Here is a 19,130-nt window from a genome sequence, read left to right as displayed (position 1 = left end):
GATGATCCTCCCTTTGTGTCCTGATATGACGGCGGGCCAGCTGCATGTCAGCCCCTTGGGCTTGACTTGGACGCAACGGCATTGGCATCACTCCGTCATGACGGAAAATACTGACGCTATATTGTCGCTTTTGCCGACTCGCCTGAAGGATGCGCGGCGGGCGCAGGGGCTATCCTTGGACGCAGTGGCGAAATTGTCGGGCGTGTCCCGGTCGATGGTGAGCCAGATCGAACGGGGTGAGTCTTCGCCCACGATTGCGACGCTTTGGAACCTGACCCGGGCTCTTCAGGTCGATTTTGCTGGTTTGCTTGACGAAGGCGCTGCGAAACGGATCGAGGTGCTGCGCACGGCGGATGTGCCGAGTATTGAAAACCGTGGTACGGGCTGCACCATTCGTATTCTCAGCCCACCTGAAGAAGCCGGGCGGCATGAAGTCTATGAACTACGCTTTGTCGAGGGCGGTGTTCTGGACAGCCAACCCCACGCCCGCGGCGCGCGCGAGCATCTGACCGTGATCGAGGGTAAGCTGCGCGTGACCAGCGGCGGCGCATCAGAGAAAGTGGGGCAGGGGGACACCGCCCGCTATGCCGCCGATGTGCCACACCGGATCGAGGCGGACCGGCCCGCGCGGGCGTTCCTGGTGGTGCAGGACGCCTAGGCGCAAATCCGCTTTCACGGATTTTTGTCCGCAATTGTGAAATCCGCTCTACCGGAATCACCTCCGGTATGTTAGATTTTCCTGCAAAGGAGCATCAGACATGACCCAAGCGTTTCTGACCCACATGACCGATACCCTGTCCCAGATCGAAGCCGACGGGATGATGAAGCGCGAGCGCGAGATTACCTCCCCTCAGGGTGGGCGGATCGACGTGGGCGGGCGCGAGGTGTTGAACCTTTGTGCCAATAACTACCTCGGGCTGGCTGATCACCCCGCTCTGATTGATGCCGCGAAGGGCGCGATGGACACACACGGGTTCGGCATGGCCTCGGTCCGGTTTATATGTGGCACACAGGATTTGCACCGGGAGTTGGAGCAGCGTTTGGCCCGCTTTCTAGGCAAGGATGATGCAATCCTGTTTGCGGCTTGTTTCGACGCGAATGGCGGTTTGTTCGAACCGCTCTTGGGACCGGAGGATGCCGTCATCTCGGACGCACTGAACCATGCGTCGATCATTGACGGGATACGGCTGTGTAAGGCGAAGCGCTATCGCTATGCCAACAGCGACATGGACTCTCTGGAAAAGCAGCTGCGCGCGGCCAAGGCAGATGGTGCGCGGCATATCATGATTGCCACGGATGGTGTGTTCTCCATGGACGGCTATCTGGCCAAGCTGCCCGAGATTGCTGCGCTGGCCCGCAATTTCGGTGCGTTGGTGATGGTGGATGATTGTCATGCGACCGGGTTCATGGGGCCGAAGGGTGAAGGCACCCCGGCCCATGCGGGCGTGGATGTGGATATTCTGACCGGCACGCTGGGCAAGGCGCTGGGTGGGTCGATTGGGGGCTACATCGCCGGGCCGCAGCCGGTGATTGACCTGTTGCGTCAGCGTGCGCGGCCCTACCTGTTTTCCAATTCCCTGCCGCCCGCTGTTGTGGCTGCCGGGATCGAGGCCATTCGTTTGGTGGAAAAGGGCGACGATTTGCGCGCGCAGTTGTTTGACAACGCAGCCTTTTGGCGCGCAGGGCTGGAGCGGTTGGGGTTCGAGCTGCTGCCCGGAGAGCATCCGATTATTCCTGTCATGTTGGGCGAGGCGCAGTTGGCACAGGACATGGCGGCGCGGTTGTTTGACGAGGGTGTCTATGTCTCGGGCTTCTTCTTCCCCGTTGTGCCCCGTGGGCAGGCGCGTATTCGGACGCAGATGAATGCGGCTTTGACCCAGGACGATCTGGATCTTGGGCTGGCTGCGTTTGAGACGGCGGGCAAGGCTGTTGGGGTGATCTGATGCGCAACACGATGAAAGCATTAGAAAAAACCCATCCCCGTGAAGGGTTGTGGTCCGTCGAGGCACCGGTGCCGGAGATCGGGCATGATGACGTGCTGATCCGGGTGAAGAAAACCGGGATTTGCGGGACCGATATTCATATCTGGAACTGGGATGAGTGGGCCTCGGCCACTGTTCCGACGCCTTTGATCACCGGACATGAATTCGCGGGTGAGATCGTGGATATGGGTCGGAATGTGGATAGTCTGGCCCTCGGGCAGCGGTGTTCGGGTGAGGGGCATCTGATCGGCAAGACGTCCCGCCAGAGCCGAGCGGGCAAGTTCCATCTGGACCCGGCGACGCGGGGGATCGGGGTGAACGAGCAGGGGGCCTTTGCCGAGTATCTGCGCTTGCCCGCGTTCAATGTGGTCCCTTTGCCCGATGAGATCGACGACGATATCGGCGCCATTCTGGACCCGTTGGGCAATGCGGTGCATACCGCCTTGTCCTTTGATTTGATTGGAGAAGATGTGCTGGTGACGGGTGCTGGTCCGATCGGGATCATGGCCGCTGCCGTGGCCCGGCACGCTGGCGCGCGGCATGTGGTGATCACGGATGTGAACGCCGACCGACTGGGCCTCGCCACCCACGTGGCCGACGTGGTTCCGGTGAATGTCGCGCATCAGGATCTGACTGAGATTGTGTCTGGGCTGGGTATGACGCAGGGGTTTGATGTGGGTCTTGAGATGTCGGGAAACCAGGTTGCGCTGGATCAGATGGTCGAGGCGATGACCATGGGTGGGCGCATTGCGATGCTGGGGATTCCGCCCGGAAAATCTCCCGTCGATTGGAGCCGGATCGTGTTCAAGGCGATCACCATCAAGGGTGTCTACGGGCGCGAGATTTTCGAGACGTGGTACAAGATGATCGCGATGCTGCAGAACGGGCTGGATGTGTCGGGGGTCATCACGCATCGGTTCAAGGCGGCGGAGTTCGAGGCCGGGTTCGCGGCGATGAAATCGGGGTCCTCGGGTAAGGTTGTTCTGGATTGGACCTGAGCACCGTGCGCTGTGTTAACCGGAGACTTGAATAGACGGTAGGGTGCGCATGTGGCCCTATTTCTGGCGAAACTGCGCATTTTGACAGTGAAACTGCGATCTTTGTCACGGGTGAAACAGGTGGGTTTCGGATTGGTCTGGCGAAACTGCGCATTTTGTCTTCGAAACTGCGTGTTTTGTGAACCTTCTGCCTAAATAGCTGATTCGAAAGGTTAATCCGTGGCGCTGTGTCGCAGGCAGTGGCGGGGTGAACCCCGCCTTACTGACGCAGAATGACCAAGGGCGCAGTCGTGCAGCAGGATTGGATGTAAGGCGCATCTTGATGCGCCGGGGCGGAGGATACCTCCGCCTTACGGTTTGAGCAGGAGACGTCCCGTATCTGTCACAAGCCAAGCTGTGTCTTCTTCGAACACGGCGGCTGTCAGGGGGCGGCCATATCCTGCGCCAGTATCAAGGTTGATCCGGTTGCCGTAATGCGTTGCCGTATCGACGGGCGTGTGACCGTGTACGATCAGTTTTGGGTGGTCGGCGTCGCTGTTGTGAAATTCCTGCCTGATCCAGAGCAAGTCTTCCTCGGTCTGATCGGTCAGTGCCACACCGGGTCGGATGCCAGCGTGCACGAACATCAGGTCGCCGACGATGTGGGTCAGTTGAAGGCTTCGCAGGAAGTCGAGGTGGCTTTGGGGCACCGCGGCCTTTGCATCAGCTTGCACGTCCTTTTCACGGCGTTGTCCCGAGGCATCCACCCCGTAGGACGCCAGTGTCGTGTCGCCGCCCAGCCGGTCGTGCAGCCAATAGAGTTCTACCATCATATATGGGTCGTGCCGGATCGGGTTGGCCATGAACCATTCGAACATGCGGTCGTGATTGCCCTTGAGGAAGGTCCAGTTTCTGCCCGCGTCCCGTCCTTGGATCAACGTATCAAGCACAGCCCGGCTGTCGGGTCCCCGGTCGGTGTAGTCCCCGAGAAAGACGATCTGTGCGTTCTTGCCCCCGTCTGCTTCAATCAGGGACAGGACGCGGTCCAGTTCGGCCTTTTGGCCGTGGATGTCGCCAATGGCATAGGTGGGTGTCATGGGCAGCCTTTCAGGCGGGGCGGAGGACACCTCCGCCTTACGGGGTTTGTGTTTGGGAGTGAACTTTAGCGATCAAGGGCGACGGTCAGGCCAAGGCCCACAAGGATTGAGCCGCCCAGCGCTTTCGCCTTTGCGGTGGCCTGGTCTGCGCGCGTCAGCAGGCGTGATATGCGGTGGGCGAGGGCCACGCAGACAAGATCTGCGCTGGAGAAGATGATGTTTACCACCGTGCCAAGGATCAGCAGTTGCGCCCAGATCGGGAGCGCTGCGGCGGGGTCGGAGAACTGCGGGAGGAAGGCGACGAAGAAGAGCGCAGTTTTCGGGTTCAGGATTTCGACCGTCATGCTTTGGCGGAAGGCGCGGACAGGATCGCGGTTGCCTTGCGGTGTGGCGTTTACCCGGGCGTTGCGGGTGCGGATCATCTGGACACCGAGCCAGATCAGGTAGGCGGCACCGACCAGCTTCAGCGCGACATAGAGCGGCGGCACCAGATCAAAGAGGATGGCAAGACCAAAGGCCGCCGCCAGCACGTGCACGTAGCCGCCGACATGGATGCCCAATGCGGCCATCAGCCCGGCGCGTGCGCCGCGGGCCAGGGTTTGCGCCGTCGCGTAGAGCATGGCGGGGCCGGGGATGTAGGCGAAGATCGCAGTGGCGATGAGAAAGGCGAGGAGTGTGTCGAGACCGGGCATGGGGTGACCTTAGGCGCTGGGCGTGGTTGTGCAAGCCACTCAGGCGTCCGTTTCGGATTTGAAGCGGGTGATCCAGTCTGCGCTGATGTCGTCGGAGAGTTTGGACACGGCGGGTTGGACCGGTGCGCCCTGTGGCAGGTTCAGGTCTTTGAGAATCTGTTCCAGCGTCCCCGAGGGATCTGCGGACAGTGTGTCATAGTCGAGCCGCAATGGTGCGATGCCTTGCGCCTTGAACCAATCCTCCCACGCTGTGTCATAGTTTGTGACAGTCTCTAATTCCTGCGCGATGGCGGTGTGGTCGTATTGTGGTGTTTGCGGAGGCGCGGTGCGTTCCAGTTCCGACCCGTCCGCGTTGCGATGCCAGAGCCCGCTTTGGCTGGCGCGCACCAGCGATACGGCCTGTGCCACCTTGTCCTTGCGGTGCAGGTGAATGTAGCGAGTCGGGCCAAATTGAGCTTCGACTGCGGCCTTGTCTGTTGTTGCGTTCTGGTGTGCGTCACGCACTTGGTCAAAGAAGAATGGCGCGCTGTGGCGTTGGAGGCGGAGGCCGAAGATGTCCGTGTCGCCACGCCCCTGCGCGATGGCTTCGGCAAAGATGTCCGGGCGCGGTGTGTCCAGCGCAAGGTCGAGGCCCGCGCGCCATTTGGCGAGGTCCGGTTGGTGGAAGTAGGATTTCGGGTGGCCTGCAACGCCACTGTCGCGCAGCAGGGCGCACAGGAGTGTGCTGCCGCTGCGGGGGCTTGTGCACAGGATGTAGGCGTTTGGCGTTGGCATGGGCGTCTTCCAAGATGGATCGCCCATGCCTTTAGTTCAGTTCGGTGACAATCGTAAGGCGGAGGTGTTCTCTGCCCCGCGCGTCAGGCCCGGGTCAAGCCACGTCGAAGGCCAGCGGTTTGACCTGTGTGAACATGCCTGTCCCCTCGAGTGTTTTCAGCACGTCCGTGGGGATCGGATCGTCGACATAAAGCAGCGCGATAGCTTCGCCCGCGATGGCTGCGCGGCCAAGGGTAAAGTTCGCGATGTTCACGCCGTTCTTGCCCATCGTGTTGCCCAGAAGGCCGATGATGCCCGGCACGTCCTCGTTCGTGGTGTAGAGCATGTTGGCCCCGATCTCGGCATCGATGTTGATGCCCTTGATCTGGATGAAGCGTGGTTTGCCATCCGAGAACACGGTGCCCGCGACGGAGCGTTCGCGCTTGTCGGTGACGACGGTGATCTTGATGTACCCTTCGAAGGCACCGGACTGGTCCTGGTTCGTGGTGCTGATCTGGATGCCACGTTCCTTGGCGACCACAGGGGCCGAGACCATGTTCACGTCCGGGTTGGCGCGCTTCATGATGCCCGCGATCACGCCGCAGTTCAGCGCGTCGAGGTTCATTTCGGAGACGACGCCGTCATAGAGGATGTTGATCGCCTTGATCGGCTCGTCCGTCATCTGGCCGGTGAAGCTGCCCAAGTGACCGGCCAGCTGGACCCAAGGGCCCATGACCTTTGCCTCTTCCGCTGTGACCGATGGCATGTTGAGTGCGTTTTCGACGGCCCCAGTGAGCAGGTAGTTCGCCATCTGCTCGGCCACCTGCAGGGCGACGTTTTCCTGCGCTTCGGTCGTGGCGGCGCCGAGGTGGGGCGTGACGACGACGTTGGGCAGATTGAAGAGCGCGTTTTCTTTGGCGGGTTCTTCGGCGAAGACGTCAAAGGCGGCGCCTGCTACGTGGCCGGATTTGAGCGCTTCGGCGAGAGCCGCTTCGTCTACGAGGCCACCGCGCGCGCAGTTGATGATGCGTACGCCGGGTTTCATCATGGCGATGCGTTCGGCGGTGATCATGTTGGCTGTCTGCTCGGTTTTGGGCACGTGCAGGGTGATGAAGTCGGCGCGCTTGATCAGGTCCTCAAGTTCGACCTTTTCGACGCCCATCTTGTCGGCTTTCTCTTCCCCCAGGAAGGGGTCGTAGGCGAGGACTTTCATCTTCAGCCCGCGCGCACGGTCGCAGACGATGCCGCCGATGTTGCCCGCGCCGATCACACCGAGTGTCTTGCCTGTCAATTCAGTGCCCATGAACTTGGACTTTTCCCATTTTCCTGCGTGGGTGGAGGAGCTGGCTTCGGGAATTTGCCGTGCGACAGCGAACATCATGGCGATGGCGTGCTCGGCTGTCGTGATCATGTTGCCGAAGGGCGTGTTCATGACGATCACGCCCTTTTTGCTGGCCGCGTCCTTGTCGATGTTGTCTGTGCCGATGCCTGCACGGCCGATGACCTTGAGGTTGGTCGCGTTCTTCAGGATCGTTGGGGTCACCTTGGTCGCCGACCGGATGGCGAGGCCGTCATACTGGCCGATCACTTCGGCCAGCTTGTCCTTGTCCTTGCCGAGATCGGGTTCGAAGTCGACCTCGACCCCGCGGTCGCGGAAGATTTGGACGGCAGCGTCGGAGAGTTTGTCGGAGATGAGTACTTTGGGCATTTTCGTGTCCTTGCAGGTGGCGGGGTGAACCCCGCCCTACGGAGATGGGGGTGGGGCGGGCTTCAGCCCGCCGCGATTTCGGTCTCAAACGCGTGGGCGAGCCAGGGCAGCATTGCTTGGATGTCTGCTGTCTCGACCGTGCCGCCGCACCAGATGCGCAGGCCCGGAGGCGCGTCGCGGTAGCCGCCGATGTCGAGCGCCACGTTTTCATCCGCGAGCCGCTTGGCGATGGCCTTGGCGAAGGGGGCCCCGTCGGTGATCCGGCCGTCGGTGAACTTGAGGCAGACGGAGGTGGTCGACCGCGTCACGGGGTCGACAGCCAGGTTGTCGATCCAGTCATGTTGATCGCAAAAATCCCAGACCGCTCGCGCGTTCGCCTCGGCGCGCCCGATCAGCCCTTGCAGGCCACCGACGGACCGCGCCCAGTTCAGGGAGAAGAGGTAATCCTCAACCGCCAGCATCGACGGTGTGTTGATGGTTTCGCCAACAAAAATCCCCTCGATCAGCTTGCCGCCCTTGGTCAGCCGAAAGATTTTGGGCAGCGGCCATACGGGCGTGTACGATTCCAGTCGGGCAACGGCGCGCGGGGACAGGATCAGCATGCCGTGGGCCGCTTCGCCGCCCAGCACCTTTTGCCAGCTGAATGTCGTGACATCGAGCTTGTCCCAGGGCAGGTCCATCGCGAAGGCGGCGGAGGTTGCGTCGCAGAGCGTGAGGCCAGCGCGGTCCGCCGGGATCGCGTCGCCATTTGCCATCCGCACGCCCGACGTGGTGCCGTTCCAGGTGAAGCAGACATCGTGGTCGTAATTCAGGGCGGCCATATCCACGATCTGCCCATAGTCGGCGGTGTGAACGGTGTGTTCGATTTTCAACTGCTTGGCCACGTCCGTGACCCAGCCCGCGCCGAAGCTTTCCCAAGCGACCATTTCGGCGTGCCGTTCGCCCAAGAGCGACCACATCGCCATTTCATAGGCGCCCGTGTCGGAGGCGGGTACGATGCCGATCTTGTAGTCAGCGGGGACGCCGAGGATCTCGCGCGTCTCTTCGATCGCTTGCTTCAGCTTCGCCTTGCCTTCGGCGGCACGGTGCGAGCGGCCAAGAGGCGCGTCGGCCAGAGCGGTCAGGGTATGGGTGGGGGGTTTGGCGCAAGGGCCAGAGGAAAAATGCGGATTTGCCGGCCGCGTGGCCGGAGCAGTGGTAGCCATTGATGTTATCCTTACAGATATTCGCCCTTCGTTGGGGAAGGGTGTCCCACCGCCGCATTTACGGGTGCAGGCGGGGTGGTGCAACCGGGAATGCGGAGCTATAGCGCCGCTTGAACATTTATTTGCGACATCTGCGTCGCGTATCGGAAACGGACCCATGTTTGTTTGCACCCTGTTAACGGATCCCGCCAACCCATCGCTGGACCCCGCCTTGATCGACAACCTGCGCAATGCGTGGGGCGGTGGCGATGTGCAGTGGCTGGCCGTGGATGAGGCGGCGGCGTTTTCCCTGCCGTCCATCCCGGACAATCGGTGGGATGTCTGGGCGGATGTGCAGAAGCTGGGTGTTGATCTGGTGATCCTGCCGATGGAGGGCCGCCGCAAGAAGATGCTTCTGGCGGACATGGACAGCACCATGATCCAGCAGGAGTGCATTGATGAGCTGGCGGATGTGGCCGGGGTTGGCGACCGGGTCAAGGACATCACCGCGCGCGCCATGAATGGTGAGTTGAACTTTGAAGCCGCGATCCGGGAGCGGGTCGGGTTGCTGAAGGATTTGCCTGAAGACGTGATTGGTCAGGTGTTGGAGGAGCGCATTACCCTGATGCCCGGTGGCCCGACTTTGTTGGCGACCATGAAGGCGCATGGGGCTTATGCCGCGCTGGTGTCGGGTGGGTTTACCGCCTTTACCGCGGCTGTTGCGGCCAAGTTGGGGTTCGATGAGAACCGGGCCAATACGTTGTTGGCCACAGGCGGTGTGCTGACGGGTGAGGTTGGTGTGCCGATCCTGGGGCAGCAGGCCAAGGTGGATGCGTTGGAAGAGATTACCGCACGCCTGGGTCTTTCGGAGGACGATGTGCTGGCCGTAGGTGATGGGGCCAACGACCTCAAGATGTTGGGGCGTGCTGGATTGGGCGTGGCATTGCACGCAAAACCTGCTGTGGCGGCACAATGCGATGTGCGGGTGAACTTCGGAGATCTGACGGCTCTATTGTACCTTCAGGGCTATGCGCGGTCTGAATTTGTAGGCGTTTGAAAGGGGCTCTGCCCCTCGGCCTTGCGGCCTCACCCCGTCGTATTTGCAGTCAGAAGAAACGGTATGCCACGAATCGTGGTAGTCTGGGTTCAGCCAACAGGGAGGGACCGGGGATGCCGGATTTCATTTTTGCCTATCATGGAGGGACGATTCCCGAGACGCCGGAAGAAGGTGAGAAGGCCATGGCGGCTTGGGGGAAGTGGTTCGAGGATATGGGAGGCGCCGTTGTAAACGGTGGCAACCCGGTGGGGCAGTCGATGACTGTGACCGATGCGGGTGTGGCTGGTGATGGCGGGGCTAATCCCATTTCCGGTTACACCATTGTGCGGGCAGACACGCCTGAAGCTGCTTGCGAGATGGCGAAGGGGTGCCCGATTGTTGCTAACGGATCCGGCTCGATCGAGGTCGCGCCGATTGTTGAGATGTAAGGCGGACGTGTCGTCCGCCCTAGAGTAGGGTGGGTGCGGCGCGCATGTGGCCAGTTTCTAAACCGTCCCAATTGCGGATGGGTGCGCTGGTGTAGGCGAGTGCCTCGGGATGGTTCGGATTTAGCGCGCCCAGCCTTACGAGGATTTGCGCGATGGCGCATTCGGCGGCGCGGGTGGCGCCGTCCGTGATTTTGAGCGCGACGCCCATTTTTTGCTCTGGCAGAATCGCGACGAAAAACCCTTCGGCCCCGGTCTTGATCGCGACCTTTCCGTCCATGGCGCGCATCAGGCGGGTGCAGGCGCGTCCTTCGCCCGCGACGAGGTCGGGGTGGGCCCCCATGGCGTGGCGCAACTGCCCTTCGGCGCTGTCTGTGTCTGCGCTGGCAAAATGGGCCATGGCGCGGGCCATGCCGTGCAGTGTGCAGGCGAAGTTGGGGGCCGAGCAACCGTCAATGCCGTAGCCGGGAGAGGTTTCGCCCGTGGTGCGTTCGAACGCCTCAAGGCACGCCTTTTGGACCGGGTGGTCGGGGTCGACATAATCGGGGCCTGCGCCCAAGTGCTTGGACAGCGTAAGAAAGCCGGTGTGTTTGCCGGAGCAGTTGTTGTGGATGCGACAAGGGCTTTCGTTGGTGCGGATCATCGCGTTGCGTATGTCGGTGTCGCGCGAGGCCTGTGGGCCGCATTTGAAGTCGTCATCGGCGCATCCGATGGCAGACAGCCACGCGCCCACCTTGTCAGTGTGCACTTGTGCGCCCTGATGTGAGGCACAAGCCAGTGCAAGGTGTTCGGCTGTCAGGTCGTGTGCCGCGGCCGCGCCGCTTTCCAGCAGCGGCAGGGCCTGGATCATTTTTGCGGATGAGCGGGGCAGCACGACCGTTTCGGGCACACCCCATGCCTCGACGATCTGGCCGCTGTCGTCACAGACCACAGCATGCCCCTGATGCGCGCTTTCCAAGAAGGCTCCGCGCCAGATTTCGGCCAGTGTGACCGCCCCATGGGCAGGATGCGTCATCTTTCCCTCACTTCTTGGCGATTTCCTGCCAATTATTCTTTCCTGCGTCGCGCGTTTCGCGCTAATGTGCCACTTGTCGAGAAGAAACGCCGCCCTTGCAAGAGAATGCGCTGAAAACGGCGCGCCCGGGGACGGTGCAGGTATTGAGGTTTCGGACAGCTTGGAGGCTGTGGTTATGGCATTTAGGAAGACAGTTATCGGTTTGGTCGGCGCACTCTCGCTTATTGCGGGTGTGGCAGTTGCGCAGGATCAAAGCACAAACCGTGTGGCGGCAAAAACCGATTGGAGCGTATTCGTCGAGGACAACCCGACAGAATGCTGGGGTGTGGCGACGCCCAAGGAAGTGGTAAATACCCGCGAGGGGCGCGTTGTGGCGGCCACACGCGGGCAAATTCTGCTGATGGTGTTTTATCGCCCCAGTGCGGAAGCCAAGGGCCAGGTGGCCTTTACCGGCGGCTATCCGTTCCGGTCCGGGTCGACCGTCAACGTGAACATCAGTGGCAACGAGTTTGAACTGTTCACCGAAGGTGAGTGGGCGTGGCCGGCGACTGCCGCCGACGATGCAAAGATTGTCACGGCAATGAAGCGCGGCGCCGACGCGATCGTTACCGGGGTTTCCAGCAGGGGCACCACGACGAAGGATACGTTTTCCCTGCTTGGCTTTACCGCCGCCATCGAAGATGCCGAGGGGCGCTGCGGCGGCTGAGCATCCGCGCAATTGCAATTCACAAGACCGAGAGGGGCTGTGCAGGGATGCACGGCCCCTTTGGCTATCTCCGCAGTTTGGAACTGTACGGTACCTTAATATCTCCAAGGGCGAGCCAACGCATAAAGGAGATCACCATGGTTGCCACCACTGTCCACACGCTTGATACCGCCCCCGACGCGTCGAAACCGCTGCTGGAAAACTCGATCAAGGCCTTTGGTCGCTTGCCAAGCCTGCATGGTGTTATGGCCGAAAGCCCAGGCTTGCTGGAAGGGTATCAGCATCTGCACCGTCTTGCGATCAATGGCACCGCCTTTACCCCCGAAGAGCGCACCGTGGTTTGGATGACTGTGAACGTGGCCAATGCCTGTCATTATTGTGTGCCTGCACATACGGGCATCGCGAAGATGGAAAAGATCGACGAGGATGTCGTGAACGCCCTGCGGGACGAAACACCGCTGCCCTCTAAGCTGGACGCTTTGCGCACCTTCACCCTTGCCATCCGCGACAGCCATGGGCGCCCGGGTGCCGACGCCATCGCGGCCTTTGAGGCGGCGGGTTATGGCGAGCGCGCGATCCTCGACACCGTTCTGATCTATGCGCAGAAAGTGATGTCGAACTTCACCAATGCGTTGTTTGAGACCCCGACCGATGCGGCCTTTGCCCCGTTTGCGTGGGAACCGAAGACAACGGTCGCTGCCGAGTGAGATGTCGGACTGGGGGCCAGCCCCCAGACCCCCGAGGTTTTTCACGCCAGAAGAAAGAGCAGTGGTTTGGGCCGCTGCTCTTTTTCATTTGGGCGAATCCTTTTGATTGCCCCGGCTTTTCCTATATAGGGGCGCATCACCCCAATGATGGATAGAGCCATGGCTGACGCGCCGATCACGCAGGATGTTTTGACGATCCCCCGGAAACTGCCGGAGGGACCTGTGAATCTTGTTGGTCTGACCCGTCCGCAATTGCGGGATGTGTTGATCGCCCACGGCACGCCGGAAAAGCAGGCCAAGATGCGCGTTGGGCAGATCTGGCAATGGATCTATCAGTGGGGCGTGCGTGATTTTGATGCGATGACCAACCTGTCGAAGGTCTATCGCGCCGAGTTGGCCGAAACGTTCGTCATCGAGGTCCCCGAGGTTGTGTCGAAGCAGGTGAGTGTCGATGGCACCCGCAAGTGGCTGGTCCGTATTGCCGGTGGGCACGAGGTCGAGGTCGTCTACATTCCCGAGGAAGATCGCGGGACGTTGTGTGTGAGCTCGCAAGTGGGTTGTACGTTGACCTGTTCGTTCTGCCATACCGGCACGCAAAAGCTGGTGCGCAACCTGACATCGGCGGAGATCGTGGGCCAGGTGATGATGGCGCGCGATGATCTGGATGAGTGGCCGGTGCCCGGCGCGCCCAAGGACGAGACGCGGCTGTTGTCGAACATCGTGCTGATGGGCATGGGCGAGCCGCTCTATAATTTTGAGAACGTCCGTGATGCGATGAAGATCTGCATGGACGAGGAGGGCATCCAGTTGTCCCGTCGTCGGATCACGTTGAGTACGTCAGGCGTCGTGCCGGAGATTGAGCGCACCGCGAACGAGATTGGCTGCCAGCTTGCCGTGTCTTTCCATGCCACCACCGATGATGTGCGGAACACGCTGGTGCCGATCAACAAGCGCTGGAATATCGAGGCGCTGCTTGAGGCCTTGAAAGCCTATCCGCGTGGCCGCAATTCCGAACGGATCACGTTTGAATACGTGATGCTGGATGGTGTGAACGACACGGACGCCGATGCACATCGGCTGGTGAAGCTGCTGGAGGGTATTCCGGCCAAGGTGAACCTGATCCCGTTCAACGAATGGCCCGGCGCGCCCTATAAGCGGTCGTCGAACAATCGCATTCGCGCCTTTGCCAACATTATTTACAACGCGGGCTACGCAAGCCCGATCCGCACCCCGCGGGGCGAGGACATTCTGGCGGCTTGCGGTCAGTTGAAGTCCGCAACGGAACGTGCGCGCAAAAGCCGGAAAGAGATCGCGGCCGAGGCCGGGCTGACCAGCTAACCCGATCATTTGCTGGGTGCGCCACCCGGATCGCCCAGCAAATGCGCGGTGGAGCCATTGATGTTGTTCCGACCCAGATGAGTCACGGCGCCCATCTTTGTTTCCAAAGCGGTGCTTATCGGAGCGTGTTGGACCGCTGAACTGCCGAAAAACATGGCGTTTCTGACAACGTATACGTGTAACTGTTCGCGAAATGGCCACAATCTTTTCCCGTTTGCGCGCCAATGGCGCCATGGTGCGCGTGCATGACAGGCTCAGGGAAAAGGAAATGGAGTGACCGTTATGTCGATGATTTTTGCACAGGACGGCTTTGTCGAAGCGCAGGTCTTGGACCTTGTGAGCCGTGAGCGCAGCCAGGCGCTGTCGCGCCGGGAGTGGAAACACCGTCTGGCCGGGTACGGCTATGGCATCCGTGAAACCGAAGCTGGTGACGTGGTCGAAACGCTGCCGCATCGTGTGGCCGTGTGCAAACTGCCCACCGAACTGGCCGCCTGATCGCAAGACACCCTTGATGTTGGTCGCGTGTCGCGCGGCCAGATTTGGGCCACCGCTACCGACCGGGGACTTCGCCCCGCTTGTCTGTCGGCCCCCAGTTGTCGATCACGTCCATCGCTTCTTGCGCGCTGTCCACGAAGCGAAACAGGTCCAGATCGTCGGCCGAGATCGTGCCGGCGTCTGACAGCGCATCCCAGTTGATGATCTTCTCCCAAAACGTCTTGCCGAACAGCAGGAAGGGCACGCGTTCCATGCGGCCTGTCTGGATCAGGGTGAGGGATTCAAAGAGTTCGTCCAACGTGCCGAAGCCGCCCGGGAAGACACAGATCGCGCGTGCCCGCATCAGGAAGTGCATCTTGCGGATGGCGAAGTAGTGGAAGTTGAAGCTGAGGTCGGGCGTCACATAGTGATTGGGCGCCTGTTCGAAGGGTAGCACGATGTTGAGCCCGATGGAGTGCCCGCCTGCGTCCACCGCCCCACGGTTGCCCGCCTCCATCACGCCGGGGCCGCCGCCTGTGACGATGACGTTTTCCCGGCCGCCGCTTTCAATCGACTTTTCTGTCATTAGCCGGGAAAAGCTGCGCGCCTCGTCATAGAAAGACGACAGGTCGGCCAGTGTCTGGGTGCGTGCGCTGTCCTTGTTCACCGGGTCGGGGATGCGTGCGCCGCCGAACAGGACGATTGTTGATTCAATCCCCTGTTCATTCATCATCATCTCGGGCTTGAGCAATTCCAGCTGCAGCCGGACGGGGCGCAGTTCGTCCCGACACAGGAATTCAGAGTCCGCGAAGGCCAGTGGGTACGCAGGCGACCGGGTTTGCGGTGTGTCGGGCGCGCCTTCGGCCGCCTTGCGGTCTGTGTATGCGTCACGGAACGGGCTGCGGTGGTCGTCTTTCATTCTGTTTGCTCCTGTCAGGCTTCGACTAGGCGTAGCGTGCCATAGGGGCATTGCCCAGATATGATTGCATGGGGGCACGGATTGTTGTCTAAGCGCCGCGATCAATCAGGGGAGATTCCGATGTCCAACGCCCAGCTGGAAACCGCCATCGAAGCCGCGTGGGACGCCCGCGACACCATCACGCCCGCCACCACGGGTGAGACGCGCGAGGCCATCGAAGACACGCTGAATGCGCTGGACAGCGGCAGCCTGCGCGTGGCTGAGAAGCAGGACAGCGGCGACTGGCATGTGAACCAGTGGGCCAAGAAGGCTGTGCTGCTGGGCTTCCGCATCAAGGACATGGAACAGCAGGATGGCGGTCCGCAAGGCGGCGGCTGGTGGGACAAGGTCGACAGCAAGTTCAAAGGCTGGGGCGACACCCAGTGGAAGACGGCCGGTTTCCGGGCCGTGCCGAACTGTGTTGTGCGCAAGTCCGCTTTTATCGCACCGGGTGTGGTGCTTATGCCGTCCTTTGTGAACCTGGGCGCTTATGTGGACGAGGGCACCATGGTTGATACATGGGCGACCGTCGGGTCCTGCGCGCAGATTGGCAAGAACGTGCACCTGTCGGGTGGCGTGGGCATCGGCGGCGTGTTGGAGCCAATGCAGGCCGGGCCGACCATCATTGAAGACAACTGCTTCATCGGGGCGCGGTCCGAAGTGGTCGAGGGCTGCATCGTGCGCGAGGGCTCGGTTCTGGGCATGGGCGTGTTCATCGGCCAGTCGACCAAGATCGTGGACCGTGAAAGCGGTGAGGTGATGTATGGCGAAGTGCCAAGCGGCTCTGTTGTGGTCGCCGGGTCGATGCCATCGAAGAACGGGATCAACCTGTACTGTGCTGTCATCGTCAAGCGCGTGGACGAGCGGACCCGGTCCAAGACGTCGATCAACGAGCTGTTGCGTGACTGATAAGCCCAAAAAGCCAAAGAAGCCCCAGCAGGTCTTTACCCTGCTGGTGCAGATCGGGCGCAAGGACGGTGATGGTCTGCCTGATGGCGCGACCGGGGCGGCGCTGATGTGTTTTGCCAGCGGTGTGGACGAGGCGGAGGCGGTGCGCGAGACCGTCGCCTTGCTCAAACAAGCCGATACCGCGCCGCTGGATGTGACCGGCTATGGCACGCTGGATGAGCGGTTGGCCGAAGGGCATGAGATTGACGGTGAAGAACGGGCGTTGATGCAGCGGGCGCTGGACGAAAATGCCGTTATCGTCGCGCAGGTCACCCCGTTTTTCGACAAGGACTAGGCGCGGCGGAACGCCACCAGAAGTGCTGTGTCCTGTGCATGGTCGCCGGTGGCGTCGGGGCCGTAGATGGGAACCTCGGTTAGGCTGAGGTCTTCGATATCAGGCTCTAACACGGTCAGTTTTGCGTCGAACCCGGACGCCGTGAAGTGCTGTGCGTTCACTGACAGAACGATCCAGCCGCGCGGACGCACCGCTGCGATGACCGCGTCGATCCCTTCCGGTCCTACATGCCCGTTGGTGAAGGTGCCCGAGCTGATGGCTCCCTGATACGGACCGTCAGGTGTGTCCAAGCCCTCAAGTATGTTTTCAACGCGCGTTGTGCGGTAGATGTCCTTGGCCGCTGCCATCTGCAGCATGTCGGCTGAGATATCGGTCCCGTCTATTGGTTCAGTCCCACGCGCGGCCAGCGCTGCGCCGCACAGGCCCGTGCCTGCGCCTACGTCCAAAACCGGCCCGAACCCACCGGTGTTCACGAAGTGCCGCGCCACCTGTTCATGCAGGATATAGTCACTGTTTTGGGCAAAATCGCTGTCGTAGGTGTTTGCCCAAGCGGAATAGAGCTGCACCGAGTCCTCGGGCGTTTCGAGCGCATAGGCGCTGTCGAGGGAAGGATCATCTGCCATCTGGTGATTAGGCGGGCCTGCGACATGCTTTGCAAGGGGCTTGTGTGCAGCCCGCGTGCGCGCCACCTATGGGGCATGACGAAGACTTTGCTTTCTTTTGGCCACGGCTATTCCGCCAAGGCACTGACAGAACTGCTGATCCCACTGGGTTGGCGGGTGATCGGGACCACCCGAAGCGCCGACAAGGCCGCGGCTTTGACCACGATGGGTGTGGAGCCGCTGATCTTTCCCGGTGATGATGTGAGTGATGCGATCAGGTCCGCGACGCATCTGCTGATTTCGGCGGGGCCGGATGCCGAGGGTGATCCGGTCTTGCGCGCAGTTGGCGACCAGATACGTGACCGTGCGGATCAGTTGGAGTGGGTCGGCTATTTGTCGACCACTGGCGTTTATGGCGATCATGGCGGGGAATGGGTGGACGAAGACACGCCGCTAAGCCCCTCCACCCGTCGAGGTCAGTGGCGCAAGGATGCGGAAGCGGCGTGGCAGGCGATACCTGGATTGCCAGTGCACATCTTTCGTCTGGCTGGCATTTATGGTCCGGGGCGCGGCCCCTTTGCCAAGGTACGGGCGGGCACGGCGCGGCGCATCATCAAGCCGAACCAGGTCTTTTCGCGCACCCATGTGGAGGACATTGCCCAGATTGTCGCGGCATCCATTGCACAGCCTGCGCCGGGTGCGGCCTATAACGTGTGCGACGATGATCCGGCCCCGCCGCAGGATGTTATTGAATATGCGGCGCAGCTTTTGGGCCTGCCGACCCCACCAGCCGAAGACTTTGAGACCGCCGAGATGACGCCGATGGCCCGCAGCTTTTATGCTGAAAGCAAGCGGGTGCGGAACGATCGCATCAAGGACGAGCTGGGCGTGAAACTGTTGTACCCGGCATACAAGGTTGGATTGACGGCCTTGCTGAAGCAATCGGAATGACTGGTGACGATCCCCGCACGCTGACGCATCTTCTGGATGCGGTTGATGAGGCTGGCCGCGGAGAGGTCGTTTCGGTTCAGGACATCCTGGACGCGATTGGCGAACAGTCGATCATGCCCATTGTGTTGATCGTGTCGATCCTGTTGGTGTCACCCCTGTCCGGGATACCGGGCATGCCCACCTTGTCTTCGCTGATCTTGCTGACTTTGATTTTGCAGGCTGCTGTGGGTCGCAAACAGCTTTGGTTGCCGCCCTTCTTGCGGAACCGGCGCGTGCGGGCCGAACGGTTGCATGTGGCGACGGGATGGTTGCGCCGTCCCGCGGCCTGGATCGACCGTCACTCGCATCCGCGTCTGCGCATCCTGACGCGCCATCCGCTGCGCCTTGTGACCCTGATGCTGTGCATGGCCATGCCGCTACAGTGGCCATTCCTTGAGTTCTTTCCCTTTGTCACGTCCTTTGGCGCGGGTGCGTTGGCCTTGATGGCCTTTGGCTTGCTGACGCATGACGGGATGTACGTGCTGGCCGGGCACATTGCCGTGGCCGCACAGGTATTGGCTGTTTTATGGCTGGCTCAGGCGGCGGCCTGAGGGCGGCGGACCCTGTAGAGCACCGCGCCGACAACGCCGAAGACGACCAGCAGGCCCAGGGCAATCGCTGCATTCGCGCCATAGAATGTGGACCGTTCTGCCCATTCCATTGAGTTGAGGAAGGGGTAGGGCAGCCCGCTGGTGACGGTGCCTGTCGGCTTGTCGTTGAACCGCTGCACGAACAGTTCCGACCACGCGACATATGCTCCGATAATGACCAACAGGGGCAGTGCGGCCCGCCAGACCTTGCGGAACACCGCCCCAATGAACAGGGCGTCGATGATCTGGAGCGCAGGACCTAAAGCGTGCAGGTAGTATTCAAGCCACCAGATGATCGGATTGCCGCCATTCACCAGCGAGGGATCGGCAAGGTAGAGCCGCCAATAGAGAAACACGACCATGACGTTCAGCACGGCGGCGCACATAGCTGTCACCTCGTGCTTGCGGGTGATCCGATGTTCGCTGAGCGCCAGCATCCGGCTGGCGGCGTAGAACGACAGGAACAGCGCCCAGATGGTCAGGTAACGGAAGGGTCCGCCTGCGCCGCCCCATGATCCGAGGATCAGTTGGTGCAGGCAGTAGCCCGCCGCCAGAAGGAAGACGACCCAGCGATACAGCAGGACGGGGTGGCTGTGGATGTTCATGCGTCACCTACACGTTTGGTGACACGC

Annotated in this window: 22 protein-coding genes; 13 read left to right on the top strand and 9 right to left on the bottom strand. The window is 61.2% G+C overall.

Annotated elements, in window-relative coordinates; all coding sequences use genetic code 11:
• Positions 1-97 precede the first annotated feature (97 nt).
• The 3 genes from Q1A75_RS01805 to tdh all read left to right on the top strand — a co-directional run bounded on the left by Q1A75_RS01805 (position 98) and on the right by tdh (position 2,980).
• Positions 98-658 (top strand): XRE family transcriptional regulator, encoded by a 561-nt coding sequence (locus tag Q1A75_RS01805; protein WP_299547773.1) that lies wholly within the window; start codon positions 98-100, stop codon positions 656-658.
• A 100-nt stretch (positions 659-758) separates the two neighbouring features.
• The gene (locus Q1A75_RS01800; protein ID WP_299547770.1) at positions 759-1,943 is read left to right on the top strand and encodes a glycine C-acetyltransferase; all 1,185 of its coding nucleotides are present in this window, start codon (positions 759-761) and stop codon (positions 1,941-1,943) included.
• Positions 1,943-2,980, top strand: coding sequence for an L-threonine 3-dehydrogenase (tdh, locus tag Q1A75_RS01795; protein WP_299547767.1), 1,038 nt, complete (start codon positions 1,943-1,945; stop codon positions 2,978-2,980). Before Q1A75_RS01800 ends, tdh begins: the two co-directional genes overlap by 1 nt.
• Before the next feature lie 350 nt (positions 2,981-3,330).
• On the opposite strand, the gene Q1A75_RS01790 is transcribed toward tdh, so the two are convergent.
• The 5 genes from Q1A75_RS01790 to Q1A75_RS01770 form a co-directional block, all read right to left on the bottom strand.
• Positions 3,331-4,056 (bottom strand): metallophosphoesterase family protein, encoded by a 726-nt coding sequence (locus Q1A75_RS01790; protein ID WP_299547764.1) that lies wholly within the window; start codon positions 4,054-4,056, stop codon positions 3,331-3,333.
• A gap of 65 nt (positions 4,057-4,121) precedes the next feature.
• Positions 4,122-4,748 carry a LysE family translocator gene (locus tag Q1A75_RS01785; RefSeq protein WP_299547761.1) on the bottom strand — a complete coding sequence of 209 codons (627 nt, stop codon included), beginning with the start codon at positions 4,746-4,748 and terminating at the stop codon, positions 4,122-4,124.
• A gap of 39 nt (positions 4,749-4,787) precedes the next feature.
• Positions 4,788-5,549, bottom strand: a complete 762-nt coding sequence (locus Q1A75_RS01780; protein ID WP_299638680.1) for a Stf0 family sulfotransferase — start codon at positions 5,547-5,549, stop codon at positions 4,788-4,790.
• Between the two features lie 67 nt (positions 5,550-5,616).
• Positions 5,617-7,209 (bottom strand): phosphoglycerate dehydrogenase, encoded by a 1,593-nt coding sequence (serA, locus tag Q1A75_RS01775; protein ID WP_299547756.1) that lies wholly within the window; start codon positions 7,207-7,209, stop codon positions 5,617-5,619.
• Positions 7,210-7,271: 62 nt separating this feature from the next.
• Positions 7,272-8,414, bottom strand: coding sequence for a phosphoserine transaminase (locus Q1A75_RS01770; RefSeq protein ID WP_299547753.1), 1,143 nt, complete (start codon positions 8,412-8,414; stop codon positions 7,272-7,274).
• Between the two features lie 157 nt (positions 8,415-8,571).
• On the opposite strand from Q1A75_RS01770, the gene serB reads away from it, so the two are divergent.
• Together serB and Q1A75_RS01760 are read left to right on the top strand one after the other, a co-directional pair.
• Positions 8,572-9,450, top strand: coding sequence for a phosphoserine phosphatase SerB (gene serB, locus Q1A75_RS01765; protein ID WP_299552987.1), 879 nt, complete (start codon positions 8,572-8,574; stop codon positions 9,448-9,450).
• A gap of 113 nt (positions 9,451-9,563) precedes the next feature.
• The gene (locus Q1A75_RS01760) at positions 9,564-9,878 is read left to right on the top strand and encodes a hypothetical protein (RefSeq protein ID WP_299552990.1); all 315 of its coding nucleotides are present in this window, start codon (positions 9,564-9,566) and stop codon (positions 9,876-9,878) included.
• A gap of 19 nt (positions 9,879-9,897) precedes the next feature.
• Here Q1A75_RS01760 and Q1A75_RS01755 read toward each other — a convergent pair whose 3' ends face one another.
• Positions 9,898-10,890, bottom strand: a complete 993-nt coding sequence (locus Q1A75_RS01755) for an asparaginase (RefSeq protein ID WP_299552993.1) — start codon at positions 10,888-10,890, stop codon at positions 9,898-9,900.
• A 175-nt stretch (positions 10,891-11,065) separates the two neighbouring features.
• Between Q1A75_RS01755 and Q1A75_RS01750 the strand changes: the two genes are divergently transcribed.
• The 4 genes from Q1A75_RS01750 to Q1A75_RS01735 all read left to right on the top strand — a co-directional run bounded on the left by Q1A75_RS01750 (position 11,066) and on the right by Q1A75_RS01735 (position 14,136).
• Entirely contained in the window at positions 11,066-11,596 is a 531-nt protein-coding gene (locus Q1A75_RS01750; protein ID WP_299553105.1) for an invasion associated locus B family protein, read from the top strand.
• Positions 11,597-11,733: 137 nt separating this feature from the next.
• The gene (locus Q1A75_RS01745; protein ID WP_299552996.1) at positions 11,734-12,303 is read left to right on the top strand and encodes a carboxymuconolactone decarboxylase family protein; all 570 of its coding nucleotides are present in this window, start codon (positions 11,734-11,736) and stop codon (positions 12,301-12,303) included.
• A gap of 159 nt (positions 12,304-12,462) precedes the next feature.
• Entirely contained in the window at positions 12,463-13,641 is a 1,179-nt protein-coding gene (rlmN, locus tag Q1A75_RS01740) for a 23S rRNA (adenine(2503)-C(2))-methyltransferase RlmN (protein WP_299552999.1), read from the top strand.
• Between the two features lie 282 nt (positions 13,642-13,923).
• Positions 13,924-14,136 carry a hypothetical protein gene (locus Q1A75_RS01735; protein WP_299553002.1) on the top strand — a complete coding sequence of 71 codons (213 nt, stop codon included), beginning with the start codon at positions 13,924-13,926 and terminating at the stop codon, positions 14,134-14,136.
• Between the two features lie 55 nt (positions 14,137-14,191).
• Here Q1A75_RS01735 and Q1A75_RS01730 read toward each other — a convergent pair whose 3' ends face one another.
• Positions 14,192-15,034 carry a TIGR00730 family Rossman fold protein gene (locus tag Q1A75_RS01730; protein ID WP_299553004.1) on the bottom strand — a complete coding sequence of 281 codons (843 nt, stop codon included), beginning with the start codon at positions 15,032-15,034 and terminating at the stop codon, positions 14,192-14,194.
• 120 nt (positions 15,035-15,154) lie between these two features.
• Here Q1A75_RS01730 and dapD point away from each other — a divergent pair, with 120 nt between their 5' ends.
• Both dapD and Q1A75_RS01720 read left to right on the top strand, forming a co-directional pair.
• Positions 15,155-15,982 carry a 2,3,4,5-tetrahydropyridine-2,6-dicarboxylate N-succinyltransferase gene (gene dapD, locus Q1A75_RS01725; RefSeq protein WP_299553007.1) on the top strand — a complete coding sequence of 276 codons (828 nt, stop codon included), beginning with the start codon at positions 15,155-15,157 and terminating at the stop codon, positions 15,980-15,982.
• Positions 15,975-16,316, top strand: coding sequence for a hypothetical protein (locus Q1A75_RS01720; protein WP_299203517.1), 342 nt, complete (start codon positions 15,975-15,977; stop codon positions 16,314-16,316). Before dapD ends, Q1A75_RS01720 begins: the two co-directional genes overlap by 8 nt.
• Here Q1A75_RS01720 and Q1A75_RS01715 read toward each other — a convergent pair.
• Positions 16,313-16,939, bottom strand: a complete 627-nt coding sequence (locus tag Q1A75_RS01715; RefSeq protein ID WP_299553011.1) for a class I SAM-dependent methyltransferase — start codon at positions 16,937-16,939, stop codon at positions 16,313-16,315. The two genes, Q1A75_RS01720 and Q1A75_RS01715, sit on opposite strands and share 4 nt — an antisense overlap.
• Positions 16,940-17,014: 75 nt before the next feature.
• Between Q1A75_RS01715 and Q1A75_RS01710 the strand changes: the two genes are divergently transcribed.
• Positions 17,015-17,869, top strand: a complete 855-nt coding sequence (locus Q1A75_RS01710; RefSeq protein WP_299553013.1) for an SDR family oxidoreductase — start codon at positions 17,015-17,017, stop codon at positions 17,867-17,869.
• A complete protein-coding gene (locus Q1A75_RS01705; protein ID WP_299553016.1) occupies positions 17,866-18,459 on the top strand; it encodes an exopolysaccharide biosynthesis protein in 594 nt (197 codons plus the stop codon). Before Q1A75_RS01710 ends, Q1A75_RS01705 begins: the two co-directional genes overlap by 4 nt.
• Here Q1A75_RS01705 and Q1A75_RS01700 read toward each other — a convergent pair.
• Positions 18,444-19,103: a hypothetical protein gene (locus Q1A75_RS01700; protein WP_299553019.1), complete on the bottom strand. Its 660-nt coding sequence runs from the start codon at positions 19,101-19,103 to the stop codon at positions 18,444-18,446. The two genes, Q1A75_RS01705 and Q1A75_RS01700, sit on opposite strands and share 16 nt — an antisense overlap.
• Positions 19,104-19,130 lie beyond the last annotated feature (27 nt).

This window comes from uncultured Tateyamaria sp. (assembly GCF_947504105.1).
GTDB lineage: Bacteria > Pseudomonadota > Alphaproteobacteria > Rhodobacterales > Rhodobacteraceae > Tateyamaria.
Note: the sequence above shows the minus strand (reverse complement) of the source record. Positions and strands in the feature narration are given on the sequence as shown.

Bases quoted from the DNA above. Each gene is read 5' to 3' on its own strand.
- Q1A75_RS01805 (WP_299547773.1), top strand. From the start codon at position 98: ATGACGGAAAATACTGACGCTATATTGTCGCTTTTGCCGACTCGCCTG.
- rlmN (WP_299552999.1), top strand. From the start codon at position 12,463: ATGGCTGACGCGCCGATCACGCAGGATGTTTTGACGATCCCCCGGAAA.
- Q1A75_RS01790 (WP_299547764.1), bottom strand. From the start codon at position 4,056: ATGACACCCACCTATGCCATTGGCGACATCCACGGCCAAAAGGCCGAA.
- Q1A75_RS01710 (WP_299553013.1), top strand. From the start codon at position 17,015: ATGACGAAGACTTTGCTTTCTTTTGGCCACGGCTATTCCGCCAAGGCA.
- Q1A75_RS01715 (WP_299553011.1), bottom strand. From the start codon at position 16,939: ATGGCAGATGATCCTTCCCTCGACAGCGCCTATGCGCTCGAAACGCCC.
- dapD (WP_299553007.1), top strand. From the start codon at position 15,155: ATGTCCAACGCCCAGCTGGAAACCGCCATCGAAGCCGCGTGGGACGCC.
- serB (WP_299552987.1), top strand. From the start codon at position 8,572: ATGTTTGTTTGCACCCTGTTAACGGATCCCGCCAACCCATCGCTGGAC.
- Q1A75_RS01780 (WP_299638680.1), bottom strand. From the start codon at position 5,549: ATGGGCGATCCATCTTGGAAGACGCCCATGCCAACGCCAAACGCCTAC.
- Q1A75_RS01770 (WP_299547753.1), bottom strand. From the start codon at position 8,414: ATGGCTACCACTGCTCCGGCCACGCGGCCGGCAAATCCGCATTTTTCC.
- Q1A75_RS01745 (WP_299552996.1), top strand. From the start codon at position 11,734: ATGGTTGCCACCACTGTCCACACGCTTGATACCGCCCCCGACGCGTCG.
- Q1A75_RS01750 (WP_299553105.1), top strand. From the start codon at position 11,066: ATGGCATTTAGGAAGACAGTTATCGGTTTGGTCGGCGCACTCTCGCTT.
- Q1A75_RS01760 (WP_299552990.1), top strand. From the start codon at position 9,564: ATGCCGGATTTCATTTTTGCCTATCATGGAGGGACGATTCCCGAGACG.
- Q1A75_RS01785 (WP_299547761.1), bottom strand. From the start codon at position 4,748: ATGCCCGGTCTCGACACACTCCTCGCCTTTCTCATCGCCACTGCGATC.
- Q1A75_RS01800 (WP_299547770.1), top strand. From the start codon at position 759: ATGACCCAAGCGTTTCTGACCCACATGACCGATACCCTGTCCCAGATC.
- serA (WP_299547756.1), bottom strand. From the start codon at position 7,209: ATGCCCAAAGTACTCATCTCCGACAAACTCTCCGACGCTGCCGTCCAA.
- Q1A75_RS01735 (WP_299553002.1), top strand. From the start codon at position 13,924: ATGTCGATGATTTTTGCACAGGACGGCTTTGTCGAAGCGCAGGTCTTG.
- Q1A75_RS01755 (WP_299552993.1), bottom strand. From the start codon at position 10,890: ATGACGCATCCTGCCCATGGGGCGGTCACACTGGCCGAAATCTGGCGC.
- tdh (WP_299547767.1), top strand. From the start codon at position 1,943: ATGCGCAACACGATGAAAGCATTAGAAAAAACCCATCCCCGTGAAGGG.
- Q1A75_RS01705 (WP_299553016.1), top strand. From the start codon at position 17,866: ATGACTGGTGACGATCCCCGCACGCTGACGCATCTTCTGGATGCGGTT.
- Q1A75_RS01730 (WP_299553004.1), bottom strand. From the start codon at position 15,034: ATGAAAGACGACCACCGCAGCCCGTTCCGTGACGCATACACAGACCGC.
- Q1A75_RS01700 (WP_299553019.1), bottom strand. From the start codon at position 19,103: ATGAACATCCACAGCCACCCCGTCCTGCTGTATCGCTGGGTCGTCTTC.